This window comes from Amycolatopsis sp. NPDC051102 (genome assembly GCF_040682815.1).
GTDB lineage: Bacteria > Actinomycetota > Actinomycetes > Mycobacteriales > Pseudonocardiaceae > Amycolatopsis.
Genome location: NZ_JBFBBT010000008.1, coordinates 243,448 through 266,351 on the forward strand (window position 1 = coordinate 243,448; position 22,904 = coordinate 266,351).

A 22,904-nucleotide genomic window follows, 5' to 3' on the forward strand; every position below is an offset into this window, starting at 1 on the left:
CCGCGAGGTCTCCTCCACGAGGCGTGCGCGGTTCCGTACGATCCATACTCGTGACACGCACCCATCCCAGCCTGGTCGGCACGCTCCTGGAGCGGCGCTACCGGGTGGACCGGCTGCTCGCCCACGGCGGAATGTCTTCCGTCTACCGGGGGACGGACACCCGGCTGGACCGTCCGGTCGCGATCAAGATCATGGATCCGCGGTTCGCGGACGACCGGTCGTTCGTGGACCGGTTCGTGCGGGAAGCGCAGTCCGCAGCGCAGCTGCACCACCCGCACGTCGTGGCGGTGCACGATCAGGGCTTCGACCTGCCACCGGGCGCGGAGTCCGGCCTGGCGTTCCTGGTGATGGAGCTGGTCGACGGCGGCACCCTGCGCGATCTGCTGGACGATCGCGGCCCGCTGGACGTCGCGCTGGCGCTGAGCGTGGCCGAACCCGTGCTGTCGGCGCTGGCCTCCGCACACCGGGCCGGGCTGGTGCACCGGGACGTGAAGCCGGAGAACGTGCTGATCGGCCGGGTCGGGCAGCACACCGGCGGGGCGGTGAAGGTCGCGGACTTCGGCCTGGTGCGGGCCGTGGCGAGCGCGGGCACGACCTCCTCGAGCGTCATCCTCGGCACGGTCGCCTACCTCTCCCCCGAGCAGGTCGCCACCGGCGCGGCGTCCGCGCGCGGCGACGTCTACTCGGCCGGGATCCTGCTGTACGAAATGCTCACCGGCCAGGTGCCCTACACCGGCGACACGGCGATCTCGGTGGCCTACCGGCACGTGAACGACGACGTGCCGCACCCGAGCGAGCTGCGCCCGGACCTGCCGCCGGCGCTCGACGACCTCGTCGTGCGCGCGACACGCCGTGACCCGCAGCTGCGCCCGGCCGACGCCGGGGAGTTCCTCACCGAGCTGACCGCCGTGCGCGCCCAGCTGGGGCTGCTGCCGGTGACCGTGCCGATCCCGGTGTCCCGCGGCCAGGGCGACCTCGCCGACACCGAGCGCACGCTGCCGCGGATCCCGCAGGTGCCGGACACCGCGCAGACCATGCCGGTGCACCGGCCGAACGCGACGCGGGCGCTGAGCCAGGTCGCGCCGCCGGTGCTCACCCCGCCGCCGCCCCCGCGGCGGCGGAGCCGGCCGGAGCCGGAGAAGAAGCCGGCGGGCAACCGGAAGCTGCTGCTGGGGATCGCCGCCGGGGTGCTGCTGCTCGGCGGCCTGATCGGGGCGTTCGCGTTCATCCTCACCGACACCGGCGGCGACAAGACCGCGCGGGTGCCGCACCTGGTCGGGCTGAACCAGGCCGCGGCCGGCGACGCGCTGCGCGCGGTGAAGCTGAACCCGCAGTTCAGCCAGGAGTACGACAACACGGTCCCGTCGAACACCGTGCTGCGGGCCGACCCCGCAGAGGGCACGACGCTGTCGCCGAACGCGAACGTGTCGGTGGTGTTGTCGAAGGGCCGCCCGTCGGTGCCGGACATCCGGCCGGGCACCGCGCTGCCCGACGCCGAGCAGGCGATCAAGGCGGCCCAGCTGACGCCGGTCCGCGGGACCGACGACTTCGACGCCGACGTCCCGCAGGGCGCCGTCATCCGCACGTCGCCGTCGGCGGGCAGCCAGCTGACCATCGGCGGCCAGGTGACGATCATCGTGTCGAAGGGCCCGATCCCGCTGCCGCCGGTCCCCGACGTCACCGGCAAGTCCAAGGACGAGGCGTTCGGCCTGCTGCAGCAGGCCGGCTTCGAGCCGTTCCAGGCGGGCGAGGAGTTCCGGCAGGACGTCCCGGGCGGCGCGGTCACCCGGACCGACCCGCCGGCCAACGCGCAGCCCAAGGCCAAGCGGATCGGCGTGTTCGTCAACAACGCCGTCCAGGTGCCGGACGTCCGGTTCCGGTCGTTCGACGACGCCCAGAAGCTCCTGGAGCAGGCCGGGCTGAAGGCCGACCGCGACGGCGGCCGCGGTCACGGTGGCGGCGGCGGGTTCGACTTCGTCTTCCAGCAGGACCCGCAGCCGGGCACGTTCGTGCAGAAGGGCAGCAAGGTCAAGCTGAAGGGCTTCGGGGGATGATCGGCAGCCGAGGCCGCGTGACGGGCACGATCGGCCCCGGCCTCATCGGCGAGGTGCTGCTGAACGTCCGGGGCGGCACGGAGGCGTTCTACGCCTACCCGGCCGACCCCGACGAGACGTTCTCCTCCGGCACGCAGGTGCTGGTGGTCGACTTCGAACCCCCGCGGACGGTTTACGTCGAACGGTGGCAACCGCTGAGCCGCTGACGGCGTCGAAGAGGCACCAACACACCCACAACAGAAAAGAACGAGGGGGTCGGTGCCATGAGTCTCGTGGAGGTCCTGCTGTCCGCGGCGGGCGGGCTCATCGTCGTGCTGATCGTGGTCTTCGGGGTCCTGCGGCTGCTGTACAAGGTGGCCGAGCCGAACGAAGCGCTGATCATCTCCGGGCTGGGGGTCCGCGTCGACCGCGCGGACACCGCCGACAGCCTGGGCTTCAAGATCATCACCGGCCGCGGGGTGAACGTCATCCCCGGATTCCAGACCGCCCGGCGGCTGTCGCTCGACACCCGCGGCGTCAACCTGCAGGTCTCCTGCGTGACCAAGCAGGGGCTGCCGGTCACCGTCCGGGCCGTGGTGATCTACAAGGTCGGGGACGACTTCGCCTCGATCGCCAACGCCGCCCGCCGGTTCCTGGACCAGCAGAAGGGCATGAACGACACGATCCACGAGCTCTTCTCCGGGCACCTGCGCTCGATCGTGGGCGGGCTGACCATCGAGGAGATGATCCACAACCGGGACGCGCTCACCGGCGAGGTGCGGCAGTCCTCGGCCACGGAGATGATCAAGCTGGGGCTGATCGTCGACTCGCTGCAGATCCAGGAGATCGACGACGAGTCCGGGTACATCCTCAATCTCGGCAAGCCGCACGCCGCCGCGATCGCCGCGTCGGCGCGGATCGCCGAGGCCCAGCGCGACCAGGAGGCCGCCGAAGTCGAACAGGTCTCCGCCGCGAAGAAGGCCGCCGCGGTCCGCGAGAGCCAGATCCAGCAGGCCGGCTACCAGGCCGAGGTCGACCAGGCCCGGGCGAAGGCGTCGCAGTCGGGGCCGCTGGCCGAGGCGACCGCGCGCCAGGAGGTCGTCGTCCAGGAGACGCGGGCCGCCGAGCTGGAGGCGGCGCTGGCCGAGCAGCGGCTGCAGTCGCAGGTCCGCAAGCCGGCCGACGCGAAGGCCTACGACACCCGCACCACGGCCGACGCCGCCCGGGACGCCTCGATCGCCAAGGCCCAGGCCGAAGCGCGGGAGACCGAGCTGCGGGCCGCGGCGGACGCGACCCGCGTGAAGACGGCCGCCGAGGCCGAGGCGCAGGCCACGAAGGCCCGTGCCGAGGCGATGGCGGGGGCGACCCGGGCGACCGGTGAGGCCGAGGCCGCCGCGGCCAAGGCCCGCGGCCTGGCGGAAGCGGAAGCCGCGAAGGCGCGCGGTCTCGCCGAAGCCGAGTCGGCCCGGGCGAAGGGTCTCGCCGAGGCGGACGCCATCAAGGCCCGCGCGGCGGCGCTGGCGGAGAACCAGGAAGCCGTCGTCGCGCAGCAGCTGGCCGAGCGCTGGCCGGAGATCGTCGAAGCGGGCGCGAGCGCCTTCGGCAACGTCGACCACATGGTCGTGCTCAACGGCGCCGACGGCATGTCCGACATGTTCGCCAAGGCGCTGTCGCTCGGCGGGACCGGTCTCGGCCTGGCCCGCCAGCTGATGGACGCCATGGGGAAGCCGGCGGAGAAGGAGCTCGACGAGTCCGCCCGGCGCAACGGCGAACTGAAGCTCAGCGACTGACCGCTCACGCTGCGTGTACGGCCCCTGTGTCCCGGATCACGGTTCGCGGGGGCCGTACCCCCGTTCGGGGGCGGAAATTCCCGCTCTCTTGTCCTACCGTGGGCGCATGGTGCCGGACCGTGCGTCGCGGGCCGTCCGATGAGCTTCTTCACCGGCGGTCCCCGTGAGCGTCCCCTGTTCCCCGTTCCGGAGCAGGAGCTTTACGCCTTCAACGGACGGCACTGGACCGACCCCCCGCGCGAGCACATCGTCCCGGCCGTGCTGCCGTGGGCGCAGCCGCTGGGCCGGTCCGAGCGCACGGTGGTCGCGCTGCGGACCATCGAGGTGTGGCCGGAGGCGCTGACACTGCGCGTCACGGTGTACTCCCGGGACAGCCTGGTCGACGACCCCGCCGAGGGACTGATCGACCACCGGCGCAAGCCCGACTACAACGGGTTGCTCATCGGCGTGCTCTTCGCCGACGGCAGCCGGGCGAGCTCCGAGACGATCTCGGTGCCGTCCGCGTCCGAACCGGAGGCCCCGGTGCTGCGCGCCCAGCCGGTGGGCGGCACCCGGTTCGCCGTCGAACACGAGATCTTCCTGTGGCCGCTGCCGTCGGCCGGCCCGCTGAAGCTGGTCGTGCAGTGGACGGACCGGCAGATCCCGGAGACCCGGACGACGCTCGACGGCGGGGCGATCCGGGCCGCGGCGAAGGACGCCGCGGAGATCTGGCCGGGGCTGGGGCGGCGGCAGGTGAACGGCCTGCCCGTGCGCCGCGTCGGCAAGCAGGTCGCGCTCACCCCCGATTGGGGCACGCCGGTGGCACGGGCGGAAGAACCCGAGCATGCTCCCGGAGAATGAGTCCTTCTTGATCTGTGAGCCGGGGCACCGCGGCCCGGGGTGTCTCGAATGGCGGAACAGGGCCGCTCGTTAGCGTGGTGGAAACACTTCGACCACCCGGCCGTCATGTCGGGCTGGTGCAGTGAGTTCCTTCCCTTCCGACGCACGTGGCCGTGCGCCCCCCGCGAACCCGGAAAGGTCGCCCATGGCAGGCTCGCCGCTCAGCGCACTCGACGTCGCTTTCCTTTGCCTGGAAAGCGAAACCTCCCCGATGCACATGGGGGCGGTGGTCACCTTCGCCGCCCGCGGCCCGGTCGATCCGGCCGCGTTGACGGCGCTGCTCGCGCAGCGGGCCGCACGGTTGCCGAAGCTGCGCCAGCGGGCGCGCGCGGAACTGTTCCCGCCGGGCTCGGCCCGCTGGACCGAAGACCCGCAGTTCGCCGCGGCCGCGCACATCGACCACGTGGAACTCAGCTCGCTGTACGACCCGGACCCCTTGCCCGCGTACGCGTCGCAGTGGATCGCGGAGCCGCTCGACACCTCGCGGCCGTTGTGGCAGCTGACCTTGGTCACCGGGCTGCCGGACGGGAAGTTCGCGCTGCTGCTCAAACTGCACCACGCGCTGACCGACGGCGCCGGCGCGTACGCGGTCGCGGCCGGGCTGCTCGACGGCGCCGAGCAGCCGGAGCGCGTCTCCGCGCCGGCCCGCCCGATCCCCGCCCCGCGCTCCACTTTGGACACGGTGAAGGACGCGCTGGGCACGGTGTGGGACCAGGCGAACGAGACCGCCGGGATCGCGTCGTCGGTGGTGCGGGCCGCGCGGCCGCCGCTGTCGCCGGTTTCGGCGCCGCCGTCGGCCCAGCGGCGGCTCGGGTTCGTGCGGCTGCCGCTGACCGAGCTGCGCCGGGTGCGCCGCGCGCACGGCGGCACCACCAACGACGTCGTGCTGGCGGTGCTTTCCGGCGCGCTGCGCGAATGGCTGGTGAACCGCGGCCAGCGCGCCGACGGCCGCACGCTGCGCGCGCTGATCCCGGTGAGCGTGCGCGGGCGTGCGGCGGACCAGCTCGGCGGCAACAAGCTTTCGGGGTACCTGTGCGACCTGCCGGTCGGCGAGGACGACCCGATCGAGCGGCTGCGCGTGGTCCGCCGGGCGATGACCCGCAACAAGGCGGCGGGCCCGAGCCGGGGCGCCGGGGCGCTGCCCCTGCTGGCCGGCCGCGTCCCGCCGCTGCTGCACCGCCTGGGCACGCGCACCGCGGGCCTGGCCGCGCCGATGCTGTTCGACCTGGTGATCACGACGGTGCCGCTGCCGCCGGCCCGGCTGTCCCTGGACGGCGCCCGGCTGACGGAGCTCTACCCGTTCGTGCCGCTGGCACCGCGCCACGCGGTCGGCATCGCGGTCGCGACCTACCGCGACTCCGTCCACGTCGGCCTGCAGGTCAACGGCGAGGCGGTGCCGGACGTCGGCTCGCTGCGCGACGCGGTCCTGAAATCGGCGGCCCGGTTGCTCGACGCCTCCTGACCGCCGGCGGCCGCCCCGGCGGCTCGCGGACCCGCCGGGATCAGCCGCGCAGCATCTCCGCGACCAGGAACGCCAGCTCCAGCGACTGCTGCGTGTTCAGCCGTGGGTCGCAGGCCGTCTCGTAGCGGCCCGACAGGTCGACGTCCGAGATTTCCTGGGCGCCGCCCAGGCACTCGGTGACGTCCTCGCCGGTCAGCTCGACGTGGATGCCGCCGGGGTAGGTGCCCAGCTTGTTGTGCACCTCGAAGAAGCCCTGGACCTCGTCGACGATCCGGTCGAAGTGGCGGGTCTTGTAGCCGGTGGACGACTCGTGGGTGTTGCCGTGCATCGGGTCGCACTGCCAGATGACCTTGTGCCCGGACGCCTCGACCTTCTCCACGATCGCCGGCAGCACCTCGCGGACCTTGCCGTTGCCCATCCGGGCGATGAGTGTCAGCCGGCCCGCCTCGGAGCGCGGGTCGAGCCGCTCGACGTACTCCAGCGCCTGCTCCGGCGTGGTCGTCGGGCCGATCTTCAACCCGATCGGGTTGGCCAGCAGCTCGGCGAAGGCGATGTGCGCGCCGTCCAGCTGGCGGGTCCGCTCGCCGATCCAGAGGAAGTGCGACGAGAGGTTGTACAGCTTCGGGTTCGTCGCGTCGGCGTTGTCGAGACGCAGCATCGAACGCTCGTAGTCGAGCAGCAGCGCTTCGTGGCTGGCGAAGATCTCGGTCGACTGCAGCGACGTGTCGGTGACGCCGCACGCCGACATGAACCGCAGGCCGCGGTCGATCTCGTTGGCCAGCGACTCGAAGCGCTGCGCCGCCGGTGAAGCCGACACGAAGTCCTTGTTCCAGTCGTGCACCTGGTGCAGGTCGGCCATGCCGGCCGCGGTGAGGGCGCGGACGAGGTTCATCGCGGCGCCCGCGTTCGCGTAGGCGCGGATCATCCGGCCGGGGTCCGGCACACGCAGCTCGGGCTTGGCGACCAGGGAGTTGATGATGTCGCCGCGGTACACCGGCAGGCCCAGCGCGTCCGTCGCGGCCGAGCGCGGCTTCGCGTACTGGCCGGCGATGCGGCCGACCTTGACCACCGGCAGGCTGGCGCCGTAGGTGAGCACGACGGCCATCTGCAGCAGCGTGCGCAGGTTGGCCCGGATGTGCGGCTCGGTGTTGGACTCGAACGTCTCCGCGCAGTCGCCGCCCTGCAGGAGGAAGGCCTCGCCGCGCGCGACCATCGCCAGCCGGCTCTTCAGCCGGTCGATTTCGGCCGGGACAGTGATCGGCGGCACGCTCTCGAGCACGCCGCGGACCCGCCGGGTCGCCTCGGGGTCGGGCCACTCCGGCTGCTGCGCGGCCGGCAGGGCCAGCGCCTTGTCGAGCCGCTCCCGCAGTTCGGGCGGCAGCGGCGGCAGCTCGGGCAGTGTGTCGACGGGGACGTCCACAGTCCAGTTCACGCTGACCACGATACTAATCGGGCCGCGAGCAGGCCGACCCCCACCCGGCACGCACCCTGTTGGTACAACATCATTCGGCCGTGGCTGTGGCCGGATGGGGATCGAACGACACAGGAGGTTCGCGCCGTGCTGCGCTTCGCCCGGTTGGCCACCGAGATCCTGGCCCCCTGGGTGTGGGTCCTCACGCTGCCTCTCGCCGTCGCCTGGGCCGCCACCGGCCACCGGCCGCTCCCCGCGCTGGGCTGGGGATTGCTGATCTCCGTGACGGGTTCGCTGATCCCGATGGCGGTGATCGTCCGCGGGGCGAGACGCGGCAAGTGGGACGGCCACCACGTGACGAACCGGGCCGGGCGCCGGGTCCCGTTGCTGGCCGCCGGGGTGTCGCTGGGGCTCGGGTTCGCCGTGCTGCTGGCCGGCGGCGCGCCCGCGCAGCTGGTCGCGCTGGCGGCGTCGATGCTGGCGAGCCTGGTGGTCGCGGTGGCGATCACGTTCGGCGCGAAGTTCAAGATCTCGCTGCACGCCGCGGTCGCCTCGGCCGCCGTCGTGGTGCTGGCGCTGACGTACGGACCGTGGGCGCTGCTGCTGGCCCTGCCCGTCGCCTGGGTGGCGTGGTCCCGCGTCGCGCTGCGGGACCACACCACCCGGGAGGTGCTGGCCGGCCTCCTGATGGGGGTGGTCGTCGGCGGGGGCGGCTACTGGGCGCTGCTCACCGCCTTGACGTGAGCCCTCAGCAGGGCCGCGCCGAAGCGATCGTCACCCAGACGTGGGTCTGGGAGAACGCCGGGACCCGTAGCTGGAGCCCGGCGTAGCCCGGCTGGGTGAACAGGCACCAGTCGTTCTGACTGCCGTTCTGTTCGGAAACCGCGGTGAACGGCGGCGTGATCGACGGTGTCGCCACGGCCAGGCAGATCGCGGTCCCGTTCACGCCGTCGAGCCAGAGGCTTTCCGGAATGCAGAACGGCCCCACCCGCGCGGGCTGCGCGGCGGCCGACGGAGCGGCCAGCACGAACGCGGCCAGCGCGGACACGGCGAAGAACACCATTCTTTTCATGATTTTTTCCCCTCGTTTCCCCCGAGGGGGAATCGACCCCCTCACCGGCCAGATTGGCAGGAAACGTCCGCCGCGGGGAAGACCCCGTCACGCAGATAGCCCAGTACCGCCGCGTTTCCGCAGGCGTTTTCCCGCGTGAAGACGCCGTGCCCGCCGGCGTCGACGGTCACCAGCCGCGCGCGGGACCCGAACGCCGCCCGCGTCTCGCGCGCGCCGGAGAGCGGGGTCGCCGGGTCGCGCCGGTTCTGCACCAGCAGGACGTTCGCCGGGCCGGGGCCGCCGACGCGCACCGGCGGCTCCGCGCGTTCGACCGGCCAGAACGCGCACGGGTTCACGTTCGCTGCGGCCGGGCCGAACATCGGGTGCCGCACCCGTTCGCGTTCGACCGCGTGCTGGTAGTAGCCGAGCTGCCCGGGCCAGTCGGAGTCGTTGCAGAGCACCTGGAGCTGCAGCGCGGCGCGGTTGTCGCCGTCGAGCGGGCCGGCCGCGGTGCGCGCGGTCCCCGCCCAGTCCCGGGCCAGCGCCGGGAAGAACGCGTCGTCGTAGAGCCCGTTCCACGTGTTCGCCCGGAACTCCGGCCCGCGGACGGCGGCGAGCTCGGCGAACTTCGCCGTCACCGCCGCCGGCGTCCGGCCCAGGTGGTAGACGTCGTCGCGCGCGGCCGCCCAGGCGGCGAAGTCCGGGAAGCGGTCGTCGAACCCTTCGGCGAAGCGCTGGTTCGCGCGGACGTCGAGGCCGCCCGGCCCCAGGACGCTGTCGAGCACGATCCGGTCGGTGCGGCCGGGGAACATCGACGCGTAGGCGGCACCGAGGTAGCTGCCGTAGGAGACACCGTAGTAGGAGATCCGCCGCTCCCCCAGCGCTTCCCGGATCCGGTCGAGGTCGCGCGCGGTGTTCGCGGTCGTCATGTGCGGCAGCAGGTCCTTTGTGGACGCACGGCCGCACTTCTCCGCCACGACGCGCGCTTTCGCGGCGGTGGCCACGACGTCCCGCGGGCCGTCCGCGTACGGACCGAGGACAGCGCCACGCTGCTCCGGCGTCATGTCGCACGTCACCGGTGTGCTGTAGGTGGTGCCGCGGGGGTCGAACCCGATGACGTCGTAGGCGTCCGGCAGGCTGGAGCCGCCCATCCGCTGCAGCAGCTGGGCGGGCATGGCGAGCCCGGGACTGCCCGGCCCGCCGGGGTTCATCAGCAGCACGCCTCGTTTCTTGCCGGCGGTGGCGGCGTGGCGGGAGAGCGTGAGTTCGATGGTGCGGCCCGGGTGCGCGTAGTCGAGCGGCACGCGCAGGGTGGCGCATTCGAGCCCGGCCGTCGGGGACGGCGACAGGCCGTAGTCCGGGCAGGGGGTCGTCCACTGCAGGTTCGGGGCCGCCTGCGCCGGAGGTGCGGCGAGCAGGGGCAAGAAGGCGAGAGCGATGAGGGTTTTCCGCATGCCCCGACCCTGCCGCGACGGCCCCGCACCGACGTCAGCCCAGGGACCGGAACTCCTGCTCCGCCCCTGGGCTGACCCGCGGTCACGCGGCTTGAGCGCGGTTGTACAGGTTCTGCGCGTCGGCACCGAAGTACGGCCCGAACATGTAGCCGGGCAGGAAGTTGTAGCCGAAGCTGTTCACCGAGGCCTGCACGCCGGCGCCGGTGCTCTCGTCGAACGAGAGGAACCACGGGCCGCCGCTGGAGCCACCGGTCATGTTGCAGCTCATGCCGTGGTCCTGGGTCAGCAGGAAATCGGTGAAGGTGCTGCCGCTGCAGTAGATCAGCTTGGTGCCGTCGTAGGGCGCGGCGGCCGGGTAGCCGAAGGTGTACATGTTCTGGTTCTTCGGCTGGTTGAAGGCAATGCCCTGCGCACCGACGACATCGGTGAGCCGCTGCGAGTTCAGCGGATTGACGACGGCCATGCCGACGTCGTAGTTGATGTCCTCACTGGCTTCCCACTGCGGCGTGGTGAGGGTGGTCTTGGCGGTCCACTGGCCGTAGGGGGCGTTGCCGTTGTTGTAGCCGGGCACGAAGACCCACTGGGTGTGCCAGGTGCCCTGGTACTTAACGCAGTGCCCGGCGGTGACGACGACGCTGCCGTTGGCGCTGGTGACGGCGTCACCGGAGCAGGAGGCTTTCTGGCCGTTGAAGAGGAAGAACACGCGCCCGGCGGTCTGGGTGACCTTGCCACCACCGGTCCAGGCTCCACCGCCGTTCGGGATGCTCTGGATGATTGTGCTCTGCCCTTTGGCGACGTCTTTCGGCGTTGCTGCCGGAGCTTTGACGAGGGAGTCCATGGGGACGGCCGCCCGCATGGCATCGGGCGTCCAGAAGGGTTTCGGCGCGGCTTGGACGGGGGTACCGACCAAGGCGAGCGCGAGGGAGAGGATGGCGGTGACCACCGCGGCTTTCGTGTGCTTCAAGACGCCCCACCTTCCGGAGAAGTGAATCGTCGCAAAGGCGACACAACTCCTCGAAAGTAGTTGTCCGTGTACGGAGTGCACAGCCGCCGTCCGGCGTAATGGACGAGCGCGCGTCACTCACCGGAAGTGTGGAACCCCAGGCGTGCTTCCTGCAGTTCGATGAATTGGTCGATCACCGCGACCAAGCCGAGGCGCTCGTCCGCAGACAGTGCAGACAGTGCCTGTGACCAGTCGTTGTCCAGCATCGCTTCGGCCAGTACCCGCGACCGCATCGGTTCGCCGACCTTTCCCGCGATGGCCACCAACGCCGCGGTCCGCTCGTAATTGATCAGCAACGTCTTGGCCAGTTCGAAGGAGCGTTCACCGTCGTGCTCGGCGAGGTGCTCGAGGAAGACTCTCGGCGCGGTCGACCGCGGGTCGACGCCGAGGTGCTTGAGCACCTGGAGACCTTCACGGTGACCCGCCTCGCCCAGAGCCTCCGCAAGACTCCCGGCGAGTCTCAAGCCCGATGGCTCGTCACGGCCCTCGTCGAGCACCACGTCGATCGCCGATTCGATGTCACCGATTGCGCAGAACTCCTTCAGCACAACCGACAACGCACGCATCCGGTCAAAGCTGTCCTCGAACTTCGCCACCCAGGCGAGGGCCTGCCGCGGCAGGCCGGCCGCGCAGTAGAACCCGGCGACGTCCAGCAGGCGGATCGAGTCGAACCGAGTTCCTTCGAAGTGATCGATGAGATCATCGACACGGGCGACGATCCGGCGGACCGCACTGGTTTCACCACCGGCCCTCAGGCGCCGGAGCAGAGGCGAAAGCACCTCCATCAGCACGGAGATCCGTTCCACCCGGAACGCGAGGGATTCCGCCAGCCGGGGATCGCCGCGTTCGGCCAAGAAGCGGGCGATGCCCGCGAAGTCCTGCCGCTTCATCCCGGCTTCGACGATGATCCTCGCGAGACGCTCGGCTGTCTTCACATCGCCTGCCGTGACGGCGAACTCCACAAACCGCCGGAACAACGCTCCGGTTTCGTAGGAGTCACCGACATGGCGCGCCGCCGATTCGGCGTGATGAGCGAACACGCACGCCCCCTCGGTATCACCGGAGGACAGCATTCCTTCGGCAAGTGCCGTGTAGGCGTCCGCTCGCATTGTTTGATCGAACCGTCGTTCGGGCTTCGCCACGGCCCATTTCAGCAAGTTGCCCGCTCGTTCACCCAGACCTCGCTTGCCCATCGCCGCGAGCACCCCGAACAGGGCCATCTTGCCTTCGAACGATGTCATCGTGTCGAGGAGCGATTCCGCGAGGTCGAAGTCCCCCATCTCGGTCGCGAGGATCGTCAGCACTCGCATCAGCCGCTCACGGGAACCGATATCCTCGATGGCGTAGACCCTCGCACGCGCCCCATCGAAGTCCTGCCTGGCCAGCAACTCGATCTCCGCGCGAAGAACGGGCCAGCGCGCGGCGGCGTTCCCGGTCGAATCCGCCAGGCGCCTCGCCGACTCGAAGTCGTCCGCCCGCAGCAGGAATTCGACTGCCTGCTCGGCCACGTCCTCGCGATAAAGAGCGGAGAGATCTTCGGCCATCCGCATCGCCCCATCGATTTCTCCGCGTCTGACCAGCCATGACGCGACGAAGTGCCGAGCGCCGGCTTCTGTTTCGTCTCCCTCGATCATCTCGACCGCGGCCAAGAGCTTGTCCGGCCCCGTCTCCGGCTCGGCGGCGGCGACCACCAGTAGCGCACGCTTGCGCTGGTCGGGGTCGGCGACTGCGCTCGCGATCGCCCGCGCCCGGGCGAGGTCACCAGCGGCGACGACAGCTTGCACGAACCGGCGCCGGACATGCGGATTCTTCGTCTCGTCGACGGTTTCGGCGATCAATCGGTCCGCGCGATCGATCTTCCGGTGTTCGACCAGAACCTCGACGAGGGCACTCACGGCGTCCGCCCGGCGGAATGGTTCGGATATCGACCGAGTCAACGCCTCCGCCCTGGCGAAGTCGCCCAGCCGGGCCCAAAGGGCCGGTAACCTCGTCGGCGTACGAGCATTTCGGTCACTGAGGTCATCGCGGTGCATGGTCAATCTGACGATGTCGAGGACGTCGGGCTTCGCCGACGCGAAGACAGCCGCATGCGCGCCGGCGACTTCTGCTTGTACAGCGGCTTCGCCGCCGGCGACCTCCGCGAGACGCCGTTGCCGGGCCAGATCGGTGACACACCGGACCATCCGGCCGAAGTCCCCGTCTTCCTGCAGCAGCCGTGGGTAGCCTTGCAGGAGGAACTGTGGAGTGTGTGCGGGCCAGCCTCGCTCCCAATATCCCTCGGCCCACTCCGTGATCTTCCGGCGGTAAGCCCGGATGGCCGGTTCTCCCAGCCGACGTGTCGCCTCGGCTTGCAGTCCTTCATGGCCCAGGAGATAGACCTCGGGAGCGGACCGCGGATGCCAATGAGCGCGACGGCGGCTGAAAGCCCGGCCTTGAACGCTGTCCATGATCTTCTGGATCTGTGCCTCTTCCCCCGTCAGTTCCACGAGGTCCTGGCGGCTGAGGCCGCCGCGCGCGGCGACGAGGAGGCCCAGGACGTCCCGGCCGGGGGCAGCCGTCGGAGTGAGCAACCGGTCGAGGTCGGCTTCCATCGCGTGCCGCGCAGCCTCCGCTGCCGGGGAAGGCGCGAGTTCGCGGACGATCTTGGGGTCGTGGAGGGGATGATCGTCCGGCAGCACGGACGGGATCCCGGGATTCGGGCGGCCCGTGACGATGATCCGAAGACCGTCGACCGGGTTGCGGGGCAAGAGGGCGGCGATGCTTCTTGCGCCGCCCGCCTGCCCTGTCCCCCGGTCCTCGTCGAGTCCGTCGACGACGAGCACGAGATGTTCGCCGCGACCGGTGCACAGCTTCGCCGCTTCCGACAGCAGACCACGAAACTCGGACGGGCCGTCCCCTTTCGGCGCGTCGATTCCCAGTATGGCCGCGAGCTGAGGATTCACCACGTTGAGGAAGTCGTCGCGCGTGTCGGAGCCGGCATACCGGGCCGTGATGAAGAAGGGGACCAACCGGACGTTCGAGGGTGGGTTGAGGACGAACCACGAAATCAAGGCCGTCTTGCCGGACCATGCCTCGGCTCTCCACCACACGTACTGCGGCGACGGATCGGGTGCGGTGCAGAACTTTGCCAGCTCGGCCAGTTCGGTCGTCCGGTTCGCGAGGCTGCTCGGCGCCACTTCACGAACCGTCTCCAGGTACCAGGATCGGGCGATGCCCGATGAGCTGTGGTACACGTTGCCGACGATCTGACCGGCTTGGAAGATGCTTCCGGTCATGTTCTCGTCGAACGAAACCGAATTCACCACGCTTTCCGGCTCGTTCTGCTCGGGCTGGGTCATCGGCGATCCCCCCGTCACCGTCCGCTGGCCCCTCCAGCGTCGTTGCGAGAACGACCATCGTTACTACTTTACCGCTCCGAAACGCCGGAGGCCCCCTCACCAGTGGCGAGAGGGCCTCCGAGACGAAACGATCAGACGACCGCGAGCGGCAACGCCGTCGGGTGCACCGGAGCCGGCAGGTCCGACGCGCCCGTCAGGTACGTGTCCACCGCGTTGGCCACCGAACGGCCCTCCGCGATCGCCCACACCACCAGCGACGCCCCTCGATGCGCGTCTCCGCACACGAACACGCCCGGCGTCTCCGTCTGCCAGTCCGCGCCGCACGACAACGTTCCGCGGCGGGTCAACGAGAGACCCAAGCCGGGAAGGAGCGGCATCTCCTCCACGCCTTCGAAGCCGATCGCCAGCAACACCAGGTCCGCCGGGAGCGTCTCGATCTCGTCGTTCACCGGGATCACCTCGCGACGACCGGTGGCCGGGTCCTTCTGGACGCGGACCTGCTGCAGCTCCACCGCCGTCACGCGGCCCTCGGGGGAACCCACGAACCGCTTGACCGCCACCGCGAACTTCCGCTCGCCCGCCTCCTCGTGGGCCGGGTACGTGCGCAGGATGTACGGCCACGTCGGCCACGGGGACCGGGCGTCGTCGCGGGCGGACGGCGGCGTTGGGTACTGGTCGAGCTGTGTCACCGACAGCGCTCCCTGGCGGGTCGCCGTTCCGTACGAGTCCGCGCCCGTGTCGCCGCCGCCGATGATCACCACGTGCTTGCCGCTCGCGTCGATCGACGGGGGGCCGTCGCCCTCTACGTACTTGTTGGCCGGGACCAGGTGCTCCATCGCCAGGTGGATGCCCGCCAGCTCGCGGCCCGGTGTCGTCGTGTCGTCGCGGCCGCGCAGCGCGCCGACCGCCAGCACCACCGCGTCGTACTGCGCTCGCAAGTCCTCCACCGACAGGTCGACGCCGACCTCGCAGCCCGTCACGAACCGGGTGCCTTCCTTGCGCAGCTGCGCCAGGCGGCGGTCGAGGACCTTCTTCTCCATCTTGAACTCGGGGATGCCGTAGCGCAGCAGGCCGCCGAGGCGGTCGTCGCGCTCGAACACCGTGACCTCGTGGCCCGCGCGGGTCAGCTGCTGGGCCGCCGCGAGCCCGGCCGGGCCGGAGCCCACGATCGCCACCCGGCGGCCACTGGACACTTCGGACACCTGCGGCTGGACGTAGCCCGCTTCCCAGGACTGGTCGGCGATCGTCTGCTCGACGCGCTTGATCGCCACCGCGCCGCCCGACATCGGCGAAATCGACAGCACGCAGCCGGCCTCGCACGGCGCCGGGCACAGCTTCCCGGTGAACTCGGGGAAGTTGTTGGTCGCGTGCAGCCGGTCGCTCGCCGCCGCCCAGTCACCGCGGCGGACCAGGTCGTTCCACTCCGGGATCAGGTTGCCCAGCGGGCAGCCCGAGCCGCCGGAGTGGCAGAACGGGATACCGCAGTCCATGCAGCGCGACGCCTGCTTGCGCACCTGTTCGTTGCGCTCGGCCGGGTCGACGTCCGCGTAGACCTCGCCCCACGAGGAAAGCCGTTCCTCGTAGGACTTCTTCTTCGGCTCTTCGCGTTCGTACTTCAGGAAACCGGTCGGGTCAGCCACGAGCGGCCTCCATGATCGCCTCGTCGACATCGCGGCCGGCGGCTCGGGCCGCCTTCGCCGCGTCCAGAACCCGCTGGTAGTCGCGCGGCATCACCTTCGTGAACGCCACCGACCGGCGCGGCCAGTCGCCGAGCAGCGAGGCCGCCACCGCGGAGCGGGTGAGATCGTAGTGCTGTTGCACGGTTTTCTTCAGCCACGCCAGGTCGTCGGCGGTCGGCCGCAGCAGGTCCACCATGTCCTGGTTGACCTTCTTCGCGTCGACGTCGAGGACGAAGGCGATGCCGCCGGACATGCCGGCCGCCAGGTTCCGCCCGGTCGGGCCGAGCACCACCGCGCGGCCGCCGGTCATGTACTCGAAGGCGTGGTCGCCGACGCCCTCGGCGACGACCGTGGCGCCGGAGTTGCGGACGCAGAAGCGTTCGCCGACCTGGCCGCGCAGGAAGATCTCGCCGCCCGTGGCGCCGTAGGCGATCGTGTTGCCCGCGATCGTCTGCGCCTCGGCGGCGAAGGACGCCTCCGGGTCGGGGCGGACGACGATCCGGCCGCCGGAAAGGCCCTTGCCGACGTAGTCGTTCGCGTCGCCGACCATGTCGAGGGTGATGCCGCGCGGCAGGAACGCGCCGAGCGACTGGCCCGCCGACCCGGTGAGCGTGACGTGGATCGTGCCCTCGGGCAGCCCGTCCCCGCCGTAGCGGCGGGTGATCTCCGAGCCGAGCAGCGTGCCGACGGTCCGGTTGACGTTGCGCACCGGCAGTTCGATGTTCACCTGGTGCGCGTCTTCCAGGGCCGCTTCGGCGAGCTGGATGAGCGTGCGGTCGAGCGCGTGCTCGAGGCCGTGGTCCTGGCCGCGGGTGCGCCGCTTCGCGCCGCCGTACGGGGTCTCCGACGGCATCTCGAAGATCGGCGCCAGGTCCAAACCGGACGCCTTCCAGTGGTCGACGGCCTCGTCGGTGTCCAGCAGCTCGGCGTGGCCGATGGCCTCGTCGAGCGTGCGGAAGCCCAGTGCGGCCAGGGTTTCGCGGACTTCTTCGGCGACGAACTTGAAGAAGTTGACCACGTGCTCGACCTGGCCGGTGTAGCGCTTGCGCAGTTCCGGGCTCTGCGTGGCGACGCCGACCGGGCAGGTGTCGAGGTGGCAGACGCGCATCATGATGCAGCCCGCGACGACGAGCGGGGCCGTCGCGAAGCCGTACTCCTCGGCGCCGAGCAGCGCCGCGATGACGACGTCGCGCCCGGTCTTCATGGCGCCGTCGACCTGCACGGTGATCCGGTCGCGCAACCCGTTGAGCAGCAACGTCTGCTGGGTCTCGGCGAGGCCGATCTCCCACGGCGTGCCCGCGTGCTTGAGCGAGTTCATCGGGGACGCGCCGGTGCCGCCGTCGTGGCCCGAGATGAGCACGACGTCCGCGTGCGCCTTCGACACCCCCGCCGCCACCGTTCCGACGCCCAACGAGGACACCAGCTTCACGTGGATGCGGGCGTGCTCGTTGGCGTTCTTGAGGTCGTGGATCAGCTGGGCCAGGTCCTCGATGGAGTAGATGTCGTGGTGCGGCGGCGGCGAAATGAGCCCCACGCCCGGCGTCGAGTGCCGGGTGCGCGCGATCCACGGGTACACCTTGTTCGGCGGCAGCTGGCCGCCCTCGCCGGGCTTCGCGCCCTGCGCCATCTTGATCTGGATGTCGTCGGCGTTGACCAGGTATTCGCTCGTGACGCCGAACCGGCCCGAAGCGACCTGCTTGATCGCGCTGCGGCGCTCGGGGTCGTAGAGCCGTTCCGGGTCCTCGCCACCCTCGCCGGTGTTGGACCGGCCACCGATGCGGTTCATTGCGATGGCCAGGGTTTCGTGCGCCTCGGCCGAAATCGAGCCGTAGGACATCGCGCCGGTGTTGAAGCGCTTGAAGATCGCCTCGGCCGGCTCGACCTCGTCCAGCGGCACCGGCTCGCGGACGCCGTCCTTGAACGAGAACAGCCCGCGCAGCGTGCCGCCCTCGCGGTAGAGGCGGTGCACCTCGTCGGTGTACTTGCGGTAGACCTCGTCGCGGCCGGTCTTCGACGCGTGCTGCAGCAGGAACACCGTCTCCGGCGTGAACAGGTGCAGCTCGCCCTCGCGGCGGTAGGCGTACTCGCCGCCCGTGTCGAGTCCACGGTGGACGCGGTCGGTCGGGTTGTCCGGGTACGCGCGGCGGTGGCGCGTCGCGACCTCTTCGGCGAGCACCTCGAGGCCGACGCCGCCGAGCTTCGACGACGTCCCGGTGAAGTACTCGTCGAGCAGGTCCTGGCTCAGGCCGAGGGATTCGAAGACCTGGGCGGCGGTGTAGGCGCCGACCGTCGAGATGCCCATCTTGGACATGATCTTCAGGACGCCCTTGACCAGCGCGTACACGTAGTTCCGGATCGCCTTGGCCGGCTCGATGCCGGTGACCGCGCCCTGCCCGATCATGTCTTCGATGGTCTCGAAGGCCAGGTACGGGTTGACCGCGGCGGCGCCGTAGCCGAGCAGCAGCGCGATGTGGTGCACCTCGCGCGCGTCACCGGATTCGACGACCAGCGCGACGCGCAGGCGTTCCTTGGTGCGGACCAGGTGGTGGTGCACCGCGGACACCAGCAGCAGCGACGGGATCGGCGCCATCCGGTGGTCGGAGTCGCGGTCGGACAGCACGAGCGTGCGCGCGCCGGCCGCGATCGCCTCGGACGCCTCGCGCCGGACGCGCTCGATGGCGCTCGCGAGCGCTTCCGCGCCACCGTCCACTTCGTACAGTCCGGAAAGGACGCTGCAGGCGAAGCCGGGGAGGTCGCCGTCGTCGTTGATGTGGATGAGCTTGGCGAGCTCGTCGTTGTCGATGACCGGGTACGGCAGCTTCAAGTGGCGGCAGGACGCCGGGCCGGGGGCCAGGAGGTTGCGCTCCGGCCCCATGATCCGCGCCATGCAGGTGACGAGCTCCTCGCGGATCGCGTCCAGCGGCGGGTTGGTGACCTGGGCGAAGTTCTGCTTGAAGTAGTCGTAGAGCAGCCGGGATCGCTTCGACAGCACCGCGGGCGGGGTGTCGGAACCCATCGAACCGATCGGCTCCGCACCCTTCTCGGCCATCGGCGCGAGCAGGATCTTGAGCTCTTCTTCGGTGTAGCCGAAGGAGAGCTGGCGCCGCAGCACGGAGTCGTGGCTCTGCACGATGTGGTCGCGGTCGGGCAGCTCGGCGATCTTGAGCAGGCCCGCGTGCAGCCACGAGTCGTAGGGCAGTTCGGCGGCCAGCGCGGACTTGACCTCTTCGTCGTCCACGATCCGGCCGGCCTCGGTGTCGACCAGGAACATCTTGCCGGGCTTGAGCCGTCCCTTGGCGACGACGTCCTTCGGAGCGACGTCGAGGACGCCGGCCTCGCTGGCCAGCACGACGCGGTCGTCGGCCGTGCGCCACCAGCGCGCCGGGCGCAGGCCGTTGCGGTCCAGGACCGCCCCGACCAGGCTGCCGTCGGTGAAGGTGACGCAGGCCGGGCCGTCCCACGGCTCCATCAGGCTGGCGTGGAACTGGTAGAACGCGCGGCGCTCGGGCTTCATGGTGGCGTGGTTCTCCCACGCCTCCGGGATCATCATCAGCACCGCGTGCGGCAGCGACCGGCCGCCCAGGTGCAGCAGCTCGAGGACCTCGTCGAAGGACGCCGAGTCCGACGCGTCCGGCGAGCAGATCGGGAACAGCCTGCTCAGGTCGCCGGGGATGACGTCGGACTCCAGCAGCGCCTCGCGGGCCCGCATGCGGTTGCGGTTGCCGCGGATGGTGTTGATCTCGCCGTTGTGGGCCACGAACCGGAACGGGTGGGCCAGGGGCCACGACGGGAAGGTGTTGGTGGAGAAGCGGGAGTGGACCAGCGCGATGGCGCTTTCCAGCCGCTCGTCGCGCAGGTCGGCGAAGAAGGCGGGCAGCTGCTCCGGGGTCACCATGCCCTTGTAGACGAGCGTCCGCGAGGACAGCGACGGGAAGTACGTCCCGCAGCCGGCGGTGACACTTTCGTGTTCGACGCGCTTGCGCAGGCAGAACGCGAGGCGGTCCAGCTCCAGGCCCGATTTTCCGTCGTCGGTGACGAAAAGCATGGCGAAGTGCGGCATGACCGAGCGGGCGGTCGGGCCGATGTCGGCCCGGTCGGCGTCGACCGGGACCTCGCGCCAGCCGAGGACCTCCAGGCCCTCTTCGACGGCGATGCGTTCGGCCAGCCCGACGGCCTTGCGGCGCTCTTCGGTGTCCTGGGGCAGGAAAGCGATGCCGGCGGCGTAGGTGTGGTGGCCACGCTCGTCGGGTTCGGGCAGCGCGAAGCCGGCTTCGGCGCGCAGCAGCGTGTCGGGCAGCTGCAGCAGGATGCCGGCGCCGTCGCCGCTGGTGGGCTCGGCGCCCGCGGCGCCGCGGTGGTCGAGGTTGGTCAGCGCGGCCAGGCCGTCGGTGACGATGCCGTGGGAGCGGCGCCCGCGGATGTCGGCCACCATGGCCACACCGCAGGAGTCCTGTTCGGTCTCCGGATCGTAGAGACCCTGCTTGCCGGGAATGGCGGAGAAGATCATGAAGGGACCTCCTTCGTCGTCTTGTCGTGCGGGGCCGGGCTACCGGCCGGGGAGCGCACGGGACGACGATGGCCCGCTTGTTAGCGCGACTTTAACACCTGGGAAACACGGCAGCAGCATTCCAGAGCGCCCCGGACGACGTCGGACGGTAACGATCTGGCTGCGCGGAACGACATAGTTCCTGATGGGCTTCCGGTAGTTCGTTCGGCTAAGTATACGGCCCGGAAACTCCGGTCAAGTCTAACGTGACCTGATCGCGGACTGTGTCCGCGATCACTAGAACGTGTTACATTTCGCCGCATGATCCTCGATCGGTTCAAGCTCACCGGCCAGGTCGCGGTGGTCACCGGCGCCGGACGCGGAATCGGCGCGGCCACGGCGGTGGCCCTCGCCGAAGCGGGCGCCGACGTCGTCATCGCGTCCCGCACGGAGTCCCAGCTCAAGGACGTCGCCGCGCGCGTGGCCGACGCGGGCCGCCGGGCCGTGCCGGTACCGGTGGACCTCTCTTCGCCCGACGCGGCGGCGGCACTGGCGTCGACGGCGGTGTCGGAGTTCGGCCGCCTCGACCTGGTGGTCAACAACGTCGGCGGCACGTACCCGCGCCCGTTGCTGGAGTCGACGGTGGACTTCATGGAGGAAGCGTTCCGCTTCAACGTGGCCACGGCCCACGCGCTGACCGTGGCGGCGGCACCGTCCTTGGTGGAGACGGGCGGCTCGGTGGTCAACATCTCGTCGGTGATGGGCCGGGTGTCAGGCCGCGGCTTCGCGGCGTACGGAACGGCGAAGGCGGCCCTGGCGCACTACACGCGCCTGGCGGCGGCGGACCTGGCGCCGAAGGTCCGCGTCAACGCGATCTCGGTGGGTTCGGTGGCGACCTCGGCCCTGGAGATCGTGGTCGGCAACCCGGAGCTGAAGGCGAAGATGGAGTCCGCGACGCCGCTGCGGAAGATCGGCGAAGCGGAGGACATCGCGGCCACGGTGGTGTTCCTGGCCTCCCGGGCGGGCGGCTACATCACCGGCAAGATCCTCGAGGTCGACGGCGGGTTGCAGGCACCCAACCTGGAGCTCGGCCTCCCCGACCTCGGCTGAACGGCCCCGAAACCGTCGGTGCCACCCGGTAGCGTGGCAAGTGGGGGGCGGCGCCCAACCCCCGCACACGAAGAAGGCCGCCACCAGGCATCCCGGCGGCGGCCTCCGAACGCGAGCGATCAGCTCTCGTCGGTCTTCTTCGGCTCTGGGGCCGCTGCCTCCGAGGAAGCCGGCTTGTCCACGGCAGCCGGGGCATCGGCCGCCACCTTCGCGGGCTCCGGCTCATCGGCCGCGGGCTCGAGCTCGGGCTCATCGACGGAACCGACCTCCGAAGCCCCCGGCTCCCCCGCGGCCACCGGGACCTCGTCCGGCCCCACCGCGTCCTTGCTCACCAGCGTCTCCGGCGCCTCCCGCGGCCCCCGCCGGCCGGCGAGCACGAAGTACGTCACCGCCGCGAGGAACAGCAGGATCGACGTCCACACGTTCACCCGCAGCCCGAGGATGTGGTTGGCCGTGTCCGTCCGCATCATCTCGATCCAGCCGCGGCCCACCGTGTAGCCCGCGACGTACAGCGCGAACGCCCGGCCGTGGCCCAGCTTGAACTTGCGGTCCGCCCACACCACCAGCAGCGCGACCAGCAGGTTCCAGATCAGCTCGTACAGGAACGTCGGGTGGACCGGGCTCTCCGGCAGCGGGATGTGCCCCGTCGCGACGCCGTTGAGCAGGTTGTCCGGGTCCTCCGGGTTGAAGCGCTGGTAGACCTCCAGGCCCCACGGCAGGTCCGTGTGCGCGCCGTAGAGCTCCTGGTTGAAGTAGTTGCCGATGCGGCCGATGGCCTGCGCGACGACGATGCCCGGCGCGACCGCGTCGGCCATCGCCGGCAGCGGGATGCCCTTGCGGCGGCAGGCGATGAGCGCGCCCACCGCGCCCAGGGCGATCGCGCCCCAGATGCCGAGGCCGCCGTCCCAGATCGCGAACGCGTTCCACGGGTTGCGGCCCTCGGTGAAGTACAGCTCGGGGTCGGTGATCACGTGGTACAACCGGCCGCCGACCAGGCCGAACGGCACCGCGAACACCGCGATGTCGATCACCGTGCCCTTGGTGCCGCCACGGGCCACCCAGCGCCGCTCGCCCCACCAGATCGCCACGATGATGCCGGCGATGATGCACAGGGCGTACGCGCGGAGCGGGATCGGTCCGAGGTGCCAGACCCCCCGGTCGGGGCTGGGGATCGTCGCGAGGTAGGCGCTCATCACGCGGCCACCGTA

Annotated in this window: 15 protein-coding genes; 7 read left to right on the forward strand and 8 right to left on the reverse strand. The window is 70.7% G+C overall.

From position 1 onward, the window contains the following. Positions 1–50 precede the first annotated feature (50 nt). The 5 genes from pknB (at position 51) to AB0M93_RS23875 (ending at position 6,164) form a co-directional block, all read left to right on the forward strand. A complete protein-coding gene (gene pknB / locus AB0M93_RS23855) occupies positions 51–2,054 on the forward strand; it encodes a Stk1 family PASTA domain-containing Ser/Thr kinase (RefSeq protein ID WP_364276369.1) in 2,004 nt (667 codons plus the stop codon). After that, complete coding sequence (locus tag AB0M93_RS23860; protein ID WP_020644793.1) at positions 2,051–2,260, forward strand: hypothetical protein; 210 nt, start codon at positions 2,051–2,053, stop codon at positions 2,258–2,260. The genes pknB and AB0M93_RS23860 overlap by 4 nt, the downstream gene beginning before the upstream one ends. A 57-nt stretch (positions 2,261–2,317) precedes the next feature. Further along, positions 2,318–3,823, forward strand: a complete 1,506-nt coding sequence (locus tag AB0M93_RS23865; protein ID WP_364276370.1) for an SPFH domain-containing protein — start codon at positions 2,318–2,320, stop codon at positions 3,821–3,823. 138 nt (positions 3,824–3,961) lie between these two features. Continuing rightward, a complete protein-coding gene (locus AB0M93_RS23870; RefSeq protein ID WP_364276371.1) occupies positions 3,962–4,663 on the forward strand; it encodes a hypothetical protein in 702 nt (233 codons plus the stop codon). Positions 4,664–4,847: 184 nt separating this feature from the next. Next, positions 4,848–6,164, forward strand: coding sequence for a wax ester/triacylglycerol synthase family O-acyltransferase (locus AB0M93_RS23875; RefSeq protein WP_364276372.1), 1,317 nt, complete (start codon positions 4,848–4,850; stop codon positions 6,162–6,164). A 40-nt stretch (positions 6,165–6,204) separates the two neighbouring features. Here AB0M93_RS23875 and AB0M93_RS23880 read toward each other — a convergent pair whose 3' ends face one another. After that, positions 6,205–7,596, reverse strand: coding sequence for a class II 3-deoxy-7-phosphoheptulonate synthase (locus AB0M93_RS23880; RefSeq protein ID WP_364276373.1), 1,392 nt, complete (start codon positions 7,594–7,596; stop codon positions 6,205–6,207). A gap of 126 nt (positions 7,597–7,722) precedes the next feature. Here AB0M93_RS23880 and AB0M93_RS23885 point away from each other — a divergent pair, with 126 nt between their 5' ends. Beyond that, positions 7,723–8,319, forward strand: coding sequence for a hypothetical protein (locus tag AB0M93_RS23885; protein WP_364276374.1), 597 nt, complete (start codon positions 7,723–7,725; stop codon positions 8,317–8,319). A gap of 4 nt (positions 8,320–8,323) precedes the next feature. Here the strand turns inward: AB0M93_RS23885 and AB0M93_RS23890 are convergent, their stop codons facing one another. From AB0M93_RS23890 to gltB, 6 genes are all read right to left on the reverse strand, one after another. Next, positions 8,324–8,647: a hypothetical protein gene (locus tag AB0M93_RS23890; protein ID WP_364276375.1), complete on the reverse strand. Its 324-nt coding sequence runs from the start codon at positions 8,645–8,647 to the stop codon at positions 8,324–8,326. Positions 8,648–8,688: 41 nt separating this feature from the next. Then, on the reverse strand, positions 8,689–10,080 hold the full coding sequence (locus AB0M93_RS23895) for an alpha/beta hydrolase (RefSeq protein ID WP_364276376.1): 1,392 nt from the start codon (positions 10,078–10,080) through the stop codon (positions 8,689–8,691). An 82-nt stretch (positions 10,081–10,162) separates the two neighbouring features. Further along, positions 10,163–11,044: a peptidase gene (locus AB0M93_RS23900; RefSeq protein WP_364276377.1), complete on the reverse strand. Its 882-nt coding sequence runs from the start codon at positions 11,042–11,044 to the stop codon at positions 10,163–10,165. A gap of 113 nt (positions 11,045–11,157) precedes the next feature. Beyond that, complete coding sequence (locus tag AB0M93_RS23905; RefSeq protein WP_364276378.1) at positions 11,158–14,421, reverse strand: hypothetical protein; 3,264 nt, start codon at positions 14,419–14,421, stop codon at positions 11,158–11,160. A gap of 131 nt (positions 14,422–14,552) precedes the next feature. Continuing rightward, positions 14,553–16,061, reverse strand: a complete 1,509-nt coding sequence (locus AB0M93_RS23910) for a glutamate synthase subunit beta (RefSeq protein ID WP_364276379.1) — start codon at positions 16,059–16,061, stop codon at positions 14,553–14,555. After that, on the reverse strand, positions 16,054–20,607 hold the full coding sequence (gltB, locus tag AB0M93_RS23915) for a glutamate synthase large subunit (protein ID WP_364276380.1): 4,554 nt from the start codon (positions 20,605–20,607) through the stop codon (positions 16,054–16,056). The genes AB0M93_RS23910 and gltB overlap by 8 nt, the downstream gene beginning before the upstream one ends. 300 nt (positions 20,608–20,907) lie before the next feature. Between gltB and AB0M93_RS23920 the strand changes: the two genes are divergently transcribed. Further along, the gene (locus AB0M93_RS23920) at positions 20,908–21,696 is read left to right on the forward strand and encodes an SDR family oxidoreductase (protein WP_364276381.1); all 789 of its coding nucleotides are present in this window, start codon (positions 20,908–20,910) and stop codon (positions 21,694–21,696) included. 119 nt (positions 21,697–21,815) lie between these two features. On the opposite strand, the gene lgt is transcribed toward AB0M93_RS23920, so the two are convergent. After that, positions 21,816–22,889, reverse strand: a complete 1,074-nt coding sequence (gene lgt / locus AB0M93_RS23925) for a prolipoprotein diacylglyceryl transferase (RefSeq protein ID WP_364276382.1) — start codon at positions 22,887–22,889, stop codon at positions 21,816–21,818. Positions 22,890–22,904: the final 15 nt, after the last annotated feature.